The organism is Streptomyces sp. NPDC006314 (assembly GCF_040613075.1).
Classification (GTDB): domain Bacteria; phylum Actinomycetota; class Actinomycetes; order Streptomycetales; family Streptomycetaceae; genus Streptomyces.
The window spans coordinates 328,377-336,687 of record NZ_JBEXRL010000009.1 but is presented as its reverse complement, the minus strand read 5'-3'; the positions used below and the strand labels follow the sequence as shown (position 1 = coordinate 336,687).

The window sequence follows — 8,311 nt, the reverse complement described above, 5'->3', positions numbered from 1 at the left end:
CGACGAGCGCCTGGGCAAGATCACCTTCTGGACGCTGTTCATCGGCTTCCACGGCACCTTCCTGGTCCAGCACTGGCTGGGTGCCGAGGGCATGCCGCGTCGTTACGCCGACTACCTGGCGGCCGACGGCTTCACCGCCCTGAACACGGTCTCGACCATCAGCTCGTTCCTGCTCGGCCTGTCGATCCTGCCGTTCCTCTACAACGTGTGGAAGACGGCCAAGTACGGCAAGCCGGTCGGCGTGGACGACCCGTGGGGCTACGGCCGCTCGCTCGAGTGGGCGACCACCTGCCCGCCGCCGCGGCACAACTTCCTCACCCTGCCGCGGATCCGCAGCGAATCCCCGGCGTTCGACCTGCACCACCCTGAGATCGCCGCGCTCGAGCAGCTCGAGCACAGCGGTCACGGCACCGCCATCGCGGGCAGCAAGGAGGCCGGCAAGTGAAGATCCAGGGTCGGATGTTCATCTGGCTGAGCGTCTTCATCCTGACCATGGCCATCGTGTATGGCGTGTGGTCGAAGGAGCCGGCCGGTACCACCGCGCTCTTCCTGGCCTTCGGCCTGTCCATCATGATCGGCTTCTACCTGGGCTTCACCGCCCGGCGGGTCGACGCGGGTGCGCAGGACGACAAGGAAGCCGACGTCGCGGACGACGCGGGCGAGCTGGGCTTCTTCAGCCCGCACAGCTGGCAGCCGCTCATGCTGGGCGCCGGCGGTGCGATCGCCTTCCTCAGCATCGCGGTCGGCTGGTGGCTGATCTACTTCGCGGCACCGATCATCATGATCGGCCTGTTCGGCTGGGTGTTCGAGTACTACCACGGTGAGAACCGCACCCAGTAGCACGCGCGTACACGCGCCGGAAGCCCGGACCCTCCGCTCCGTCAGGGGGTCCGGGCTCCCGCCTTTTCCGGGCGCACCCGGCGAGTCCGTCCTCTGGCGTAATGTCGATCACTCGTATGAGTTACCTGCCGCGCCGGTACGCTCAGCACCTCATAGCGTGATCATATGAACCACATTCCGCGGACCCGCACCGTCGTCAGCTGCACCCTGCTGGTGACCGCCCTCGGCGCGGGCGTCACCGCTTGCGGTTCGGACGGCGACCCCCTGTCGGCCAGGCCGTACGACGCAGCGGGCCTGATCTCCTTCAACGGCCCCACCGGTGCAGAGAAGCGGGCCGACCCGGACAAGCCCCTGGAGGTCACCGCCAAGAGCGGTGAGGGCCGTATCACCGACGTCACCGCCCAGGACTCCACCGGGCGTTATGTGGCGGGCGAACTCGCCGCCGACGGCAGCCGGTGGCACAGCACCTCCCCGCTGGCCGCCAACGCCCACTACACGGTCGCGGTGAGCACCGAGGACGAGGACGGCGCGCCCGGCCGCAAAGTCCTCACGTTCGACACCAGCAAGCCCAGGAGCAAGAAACGCCTGGGCGTCACGTTCGGGCCGGACGCGGGCGAGTACGGCGTCGGACAGCCCATCACGGCCCAACTCGATCAGGAGATCAAGGACAAGGCGCAGCGGGCCATCGTGGAGCGGGCCCTCAGAGTGGACTCCGTGCCGGCCGTGCCGGGATCCTGGTACTGGGTGAGCGACAAGGAACTCCACTACCGCCCCAAGGAGTACTGGCCCACCCACGCCACCGTGCAGGTGCACAGCAACCTGGACGGCATCAAGATCAGTGACCGGCTGTGGGGCGGGAAGTCCAAAGCGCTGAAGATCACCACGGGTGACCGGATCGAGGTGGTCACGGACGCCTCCGCGCACCAGCTCACGTTCTACAAGAACGGTGAGCAGATCGAGCAGATCCCCGTCACCACCGGTAAGCCCGGTTACGAGACCCGCAACGGTGTCAAGGTCGTCCTGGAGAAGCAGTACTTCGTCCGGATGCGCGGCACCACGGTCGGCATCGCCGAGGGCAGCTCCGACTCCTACGACCTGCCGGTCTACTACGCGACCCGGGTCACCTGGTCCGGCGAGTACGTCCACGCCGCCCCCTGGTCCGTCGGCTCCCAGGGCTATGCGAACGTCAGCCACGGCTGCACCGGCATGAGCACGTCCAGCGCCGAGTGGTTCTTCGACAACATCCGCGCGGGCGACATCGTCAAGGTCGTCAACTCCAACGGCGACCCCATGGAGCCGTTCGGCAACGGCTTCGGCGACTGGAACGTCGACTGGAAGAAGTGGCGCACGGGCAGCGCGCTGACGAACGGCACCCCGGACGGCCCGGCCCCGGGAGACGCGGTAAGGCTCCAGCCGACAGCGGTGTGAGCACCCGGAAGGGGCGCGAGGAACTGCGCGACGGGCCACCACGGAACGGCAGCCGCGCACCAGTCCCGCGCCCCGGGCCGTCAGGCGCTCAGCAACCGCTTCTGACGGAGCAGAGAAGCCAGCGCCGAGGCGAACTCCACGGGGTCCACCGGCAACGTCACAGCGGCGTCGGCCCGGCTCCACGTGGCCAACCAGGCGTCCTGGGGCCGGCCCATCAGCAACAGGACCGGCGGGCAGTCGAACACCTCGTCCTTGATCTGCCGGCACACGCCCATGCCCCCCATGGGCACGGCCTCGCCGTCGAGCACGCACACATCGATGCCGCCCTTGTCCAGCTCCCGGACGACCGCCTCGGGAGTCGCGCACTCCACGAACTCGATCCGGGGCACGTCGGGAGCGGGCCGGCGCCCGGTGGCCAGCCGTACTTGTTCGCGGGTGTTGGAGTCGTCGCTGTAGACCAGCACCGTGGCGGTCGGCTGCATTGTTCCTCCGAGACGTCAGCGTCGTACGGACAGGACGGCCGGGGCCGTTTGGGCGGATGTTACTCCCATGAACACCACGTCAGCACCGGCCCGGCGGGCAGCAACACTCCGAACGGCACCCCCCGGAGTGAGGGCGGGATAAGCGACCGACATAATGTCGGTCGTGGCGACAGCAACGACAGTAGAAACCGGGCACGCGCACCCGTCGGTCAACCGGCCGAACCTCACCAGCGTCGGAACCATCATCTGGCTGAGTTCCGAGCTGATGTTCTTCGCGGCCCTCTTCGCGATGTACTTCACCCTCCGGTCGGTGACCGGACCGGACCACTGGAAGGAGATGGCGCACGCGCTCAACGTGCCCTTCTCCGCGACGAACACCACGATCCTGGTGCTCTCCTCCCTCACCTGCCAGCTCGGCGTGTTCGCCGCCGAGCGCGGCGACGTGAAGAAGCTCCGTGGCTGGTTCATCCTCACCTTCATCATGGGTGCGATCTTCATCGGCGGTCAGATCTACGAGTACACGGAGCTGGTGAAGAGGGACGGCATCTCGCTGTCCTCCGACCCGTACGGCTCGGTGTTCTACCTGACCACCGGCTTCCACGGCCTGCACGTGACGGGCGGTCTCATCGCCTTCCTGCTGGTCCTCGGCCGCACCTACGCGGCGAAGAGGTTCACGCACGAGCAGGCGACCGCCGCCATTGTCGTGTCCTACTACTGGCACTTCGTCGACGTCGTCTGGATCGGCCTTTTCGCCACGATCTACCTGATCAAGTAGCCGGGACCGTTCCCGCACATCCAGAAGCATCGACGCAGAAGATCCTGACACCGGGGTAATCCGTGAAAAAGCTCTCCGCACGACGACGCCATCCGCTGGCGGCGGTCGTCGTCCTACTCCTCGCGCTGGCGGCCACTGGGGGGCTGTACGCCGCGTTCGCGCCCGCGGGCAAGGCGCAGGCCGATGAAACCTCCCAGTCCCTGACCATCAAGGAGGGCAAGAAGCTCTACGAGGTAGGCTGCGCCAGCTGCCACGGCACCGGTGGCCAGGGCTCCTCCGACGGGCCGAGCCTGGTCGGTGTCGGCGCCGCTGCGGTCGACTTCCAGGTGAGCACCGGCCGTATGCCGGCCTCCACCTCCCAGATGGCCCAGCTCCCGCGCAAGAAGGTCACCTACACCCAGCCCCAGATCGACCAGCTTGCCGCGTACATCGCCTCCCTGGGCGCCGGCCCGAGCGTGCCGACCAAGCAGCAGTACGGTCCGGAAGGAGCGGACATCGCCAAGGGCGGTGACCTCTTCCGCACCAACTGCGCGCAGTGTCACAATTTCACCGGCAAGGGTGGCGCCCTCACCAAGGGCAAGTACGCGCCGAGCCTGGAGGGCGTCGCCCCGAAGCACATCTACGAGGCCATGCAGACCGGCCCGCAGAACATGCCGTCCTTCCCCGACACCATCATGTCGGAGAAGAACAAGAAGGACATCATCGCGTACCTGAACGCGGTCAACGGCGACGAGACGGTCAACCCGGGTGGTCTGGAGCTGGGCGGCCTCGGGCCGGTCAGTGAGGGCCTGTTCGCCTGGATCTTCGGCCTCGGCGCGCTGATCGCGGTCGCCGTCTGGGTCGCCGCTCGGACCGCAAAGGCCAAGAAGTCATGAGTAGCCAAGACATTCCAGAAGAGAACCTGCCCGCTGAGCAGGACCACGCGCACGGCGCAGTGAGCGTCGCGGACGAGGAGAACCCGTTCGCGGACCCGGGGCTGCCGCCTCACGAGCACCGGATCCAGGACATCGACGAGCGGGCCGCCAAGCGGTCCGAGCGCGTCGTCGCCCTGCTGTTCACGGTGTCGATGCTGGCCACCATCGGCTTCATCGCCGCGTACCTCGCGATCCCGACCGACAAGGCGATCTTCGTCTTCCCGATCGGGCACATCAGCGCGCAGAACCTCGCGCTGGGCCTGACGCTGGGCGTGGCGTTGTTCTGCATCGGCGCGGGCGCGGTCCACTGGGCCCGCACCCTGATGTCCGACGTGGAGGTCGCCGACGACCGCCACCCGATCCAGGCTCCGGCCGATGTGCGCGCGAAGGTCCACGCGGACTTCCGCCAGGGTGCCAAGGAGTCGGCGCTCGGCCGCCGCAAGCTGATCCGCAACACCATGTTCGGCGCGCTGGCCCTGCTGCCGCTCTCCGGTGTGATGCTGCTCGGCGGCCTCGGCCCGGCGCCCGGCACCAAGCTCCGCCACACGCTGTGGGCCAAGGGCAAGCGTCTGGTCAACATGAACACGAACCAGCCGCTGCGTCCCGAGGACGTCGCCGTCGGCTCGCTCACCTTCGCCATGCCCGCCGGCCTGGAGGAGAAGTCCGAGGACTTCCAGAACGAGATCGCCAAGGCGGCACTGATGATCGTCCGGCTGCAGCCGGGCAACATCAAGGACAAGCGCGAGCTCGACTGGTCGCACGAGGGCATCGTCGCCTTCTCGAAGATCTGCACCCACGTCGGCTGCCCGATCTCGCTGTACGAGCAGCAGACGCACCACGTGCTGTGCCCGTGCCACCAGTCCACCTTCGACCTCTCCGACGGTGCCCGAGTGATCTTCGGCCCCGCCGGCCACGCCCTGCCGCAGCTGCGCATCGGTGTGGACAGCGAGGGTTACCTCCAGGCGCTCGGCGACTTCGAGGAGCCCGTCGGTCCTGCATTCTGGGAGCGCGGATGAGTACTGCACCGAACGAAGAGTCCCGCTCTCGCGGGAAGGCCCCGGCCGGCGAGCGCATCGCCGACTGGGCCGACGGCCGGCTCGGGATCTACTCCCTGGCCAAGGCCAACATGCGCAAGATCTTCCCCGACCACTGGTCGTTCATGTTGGGTGAGGTCTGCCTCTACAGCTTCATCATCATCATCCTGACGGGTGTCTATCTGACGCTGTTCTTCCACCCGTCGATGAACGAGGTGGAGTACCACGGCAGCTATGTCCCGCTCCAGGGACAGCTGATGTCCGAGGCGTTCAACTCGACCCTGCACATCTCCTTCGACGTGCGCGGTGGTCTGCTCATCCGGCAGATCCACCACTGGGCCGCGCTGATCTTCCTCGCCGGCATGTTCGTGCACATGATGCGTGTGTTCTTCACCGGCGCGTTCCGCAAGCCGCGTGAGATCAACTGGCTGTTCGGCTTCCTGCTGTTCGTCCTCGGCATGTTCACCGGCTTCACCGGTTACTCGCTCCCGGACGACCTGCTCTCCGGTACCGGTGTCCGCTTCACCGAGGGCGCGATCCTGTCGACGCCGATCATCGGCACGTACCTCTCGATGTACCTCTTCGGCGGAGAGTTCCCCGGCCACGACTTCGTGGCCCGGTTCTACTCGATCCACATCCTGCTGCTGCCGGGCATCATGCTCGGACTGGTGGTCGGCCACCTGATCCTGGTCTTCTACCACAAGCACACGCAGTTCGCGGGCCCGGGGAAGTCCGAGAAGAACGTCGTCGGCATGCCGCTGCTGCCGGTCTACATGGCCAAGGCCGGAGGCTTCTTCTTCCTGGTCTTCGGTGTCATCGCGGCCATCGCCGCGCTCACCCAGATCAACCCGATCTGGGCCATGGGTCCCTACCGTCCGGACCAGGTGTCCACCGGTGCCCAGCCCGACTGGTACATGGGCTTCGCCGAGGGTCTGGTCCGCTACATGCCGGGTTGGGAGATCAACTTCTGGGGTCACACGCTCGTGCTGGGCGTGTTCATCCCGCTGATGCTCTTCGGCCTCCTGCTCGCGGTGATCGCGGTCTACCCGTTCATCGAGGCGTGGGTCACCGGCGACAAGGGCGAGCACCACATCCTGGACCGCCCGCGCAACGCCCCGACGCGTACCGCGTTCGGTGTCGCGTGGGTCACGGTGTACATGATCGGCCTGGTGGGCGGTGGCAACGACCTCATCGCCACCCACTTCAACCTGTCGATCAACGCCGTCACCTGGTTCGTCCGGATCTCCTTCTTCGCCGGACCGGTCATCGCGTTCATCGTCACCAAGCGGATCTGCCTGGGTCTGCAGCGCCGCGACCGCGACAAGGTGCTGCACGGTCGTGAGACCGGCATCATCAAGCGGCTGCCGCACGGTGAGTTCATCGAGGTGCACGAGCCGCTCAGCCAGGAGCAGCTGCACACCCTCACCGCGCACGAGCAGTACGAGCCGGCCGAGATCGGCCCGGCGGTCGACGGGAACGGTGTCCAGCGCAAGGTGACGGGCTCGGAGAAGCTGCGGGCGAAGCTCTCCCACGCCTACTACGGCGAGGACAACCAGATCCCGAAGCCGACCGTCGAGGAGTTCAAGGAGATCACGAGCGGCCACGGCCACCACTGATCCCCGCGTCGCCACGCCACGCTGAAGGGCCCCGTCCGGCTTACGGACGGGGCCCTTCACCGTGCGCGGGGCTGGATAGGGTGGTGTACGACTTCGCAGGACTCTGTACTAGGAGCGGCTGATGAGCGCTGTGACCCCCGCTGGAGGCGACACCGCGGCGGGCCGTTCCTGGCCCGCCCTGCTGAACGGCCTGCTGGACGGCCGTGATCTGTCCGCCGACGAGACCGCGTGGGCGATGGACCTGATCATGCGCGGCGAGGCGACCGATGCCCAGATCGCCGGCTTCATGGTGGCGCTGCGGGCCAAGGGCGAGACGGTCGAGGAGATCTCCGGACTCGTCCGGACCATGTACGAGCACGCCAATGTGATCGAGGTGCCCGGCCCGGCGGTCGACATCGTCGGCACCGGCGGCGACGGTGCCAGGACGGTGAACATCTCCACGATGTCCTCGATCGTCGTGGCGGGCACCGGCGCGAAGGTCGTCAAGCACGGCAACCGCGCCGCGTCCTCGGCCTCCGGGTCCTCCGACGTCCTGGAGCAGCTCGGCATCAACCTCACCCTGACCCCGCGGCGGGTCGCCGAGGTCGCCGAGGAGGCCGGCATCACCATCTGCTTCGCGGTGAAGTTCCACCCGTCCCTGCGTCATGTCGCCGCGGCGCGCGGCCAGTTGGGGATCCGGACGACCTTCAACGTGCTCGGTCCGCTGACCAACCCGGCCAAGGTGCGCGCCCAGGCGGTCGGGGTGGCCGATCCGCGCATGGCGCCGATCGTGGCCGGTGTCCTCGCCGAGCGCGGCAACTCCGCGCTGGTCTTCCGGGGTGACGACGGTCTGGACGAGCTGACCGTCACCGCCACCTCCCGGGTGTGGGTGGTCCGCGACGGCAAGGTCGAGGAGGAGACCTTCGACCCGCGGGACGTGGGTATCGACCTCGTCCCCGTCGACGCCCTGCGCGGCGCCGACGCGGCCTACAACGCGGAGGTCGCCCGCCGCCTGCTGGACGGCGAGCGGGGTCCGGTGCGGGACGCGGTACTGCTGAACTCGGCGGCCGCGCTCGTCGCTCTCCGGCCGACGGACGCACCACTTGCCGACCAGCTGCGCGCCGGTATGGCCATGGCGCGGGAGTCGATCGACTCGGGCGCGGCGAAGCGCACGCTGGAGCGGTGGGTGGCGTCGAGCAATCGTTAGCCGACAGAGGTCACCGCGGGTTCGGCACCACCGGAT

9 protein-coding genes are annotated in these 8,311 nt (G+C 67.6%); 8 read left to right on the top strand and 1 reads right to left on the bottom strand.

Going from position 1 to position 8,311, the window contains the following annotated elements; genetic code table 11:
• The 3 genes from ABZ079_RS19500 to ABZ079_RS19490 form a co-directional block, all read left to right on the top strand.
• A partial coding sequence (locus ABZ079_RS19500; RefSeq protein ID WP_356940661.1) for a cbb3-type cytochrome c oxidase subunit I occupies positions 1-445 on the top strand: 445 nt, incomplete at its 5' end.
• Positions 442-840, top strand: a complete 399-nt coding sequence (locus ABZ079_RS19495) for a cytochrome c oxidase subunit 4 (protein ID WP_356940660.1) — start codon at positions 442-444, stop codon at positions 838-840. The genes ABZ079_RS19500 and ABZ079_RS19495, both read left to right, overlap by 4 nt.
• A gap of 165 nt (positions 841-1,005) precedes the next feature.
• Positions 1,006-2,268: an Ig-like domain-containing protein gene (locus ABZ079_RS19490; protein ID WP_356940659.1), complete on the top strand. Its 1,263-nt coding sequence runs from the start codon at positions 1,006-1,008 to the stop codon at positions 2,266-2,268.
• 80 nt (positions 2,269-2,348) lie between these two features.
• Here ABZ079_RS19490 and ABZ079_RS19485 read toward each other — a convergent pair whose 3' ends face one another.
• Positions 2,349-2,750 (bottom strand): hypothetical protein, encoded by a 402-nt coding sequence (locus tag ABZ079_RS19485; RefSeq protein ID WP_356940658.1) that lies wholly within the window; start codon positions 2,748-2,750, stop codon positions 2,349-2,351.
• A 154-nt stretch (positions 2,751-2,904) separates the two neighbouring features.
• On the opposite strand from ABZ079_RS19485, the gene ABZ079_RS19480 reads away from it, so the two are divergent.
• The 5 genes from ABZ079_RS19480 (at position 2,905) to trpD (ending at position 8,275) form a co-directional block, all read left to right on the top strand.
• Entirely contained in the window at positions 2,905-3,525 is a 621-nt protein-coding gene (locus tag ABZ079_RS19480; RefSeq protein WP_356940657.1) for a heme-copper oxidase subunit III, read from the top strand.
• A gap of 62 nt (positions 3,526-3,587) precedes the next feature.
• Positions 3,588-4,400 carry a c-type cytochrome gene (locus ABZ079_RS19475; RefSeq protein WP_356940656.1) on the top strand — a complete coding sequence of 271 codons (813 nt, stop codon included), beginning with the start codon at positions 3,588-3,590 and terminating at the stop codon, positions 4,398-4,400.
• Positions 4,397-5,455, top strand: a complete 1,059-nt coding sequence (locus ABZ079_RS19470) for a Rieske 2Fe-2S domain-containing protein (RefSeq protein WP_356940655.1) — start codon at positions 4,397-4,399, stop codon at positions 5,453-5,455. Before ABZ079_RS19475 ends, ABZ079_RS19470 begins: the two co-directional genes overlap by 4 nt.
• Positions 5,452-7,089, top strand: a complete 1,638-nt coding sequence (locus ABZ079_RS19465; protein WP_356940654.1) for a cytochrome bc complex cytochrome b subunit — start codon at positions 5,452-5,454, stop codon at positions 7,087-7,089. The genes ABZ079_RS19470 and ABZ079_RS19465 overlap by 4 nt, the downstream gene beginning before the upstream one ends.
• Before the next feature lie 121 nt (positions 7,090-7,210).
• Complete coding sequence (gene trpD, locus ABZ079_RS19460; protein ID WP_356940653.1) at positions 7,211-8,275, top strand: anthranilate phosphoribosyltransferase; 1,065 nt, start codon at positions 7,211-7,213, stop codon at positions 8,273-8,275.
• Positions 8,276-8,311: the final 36 nt, after the last annotated feature.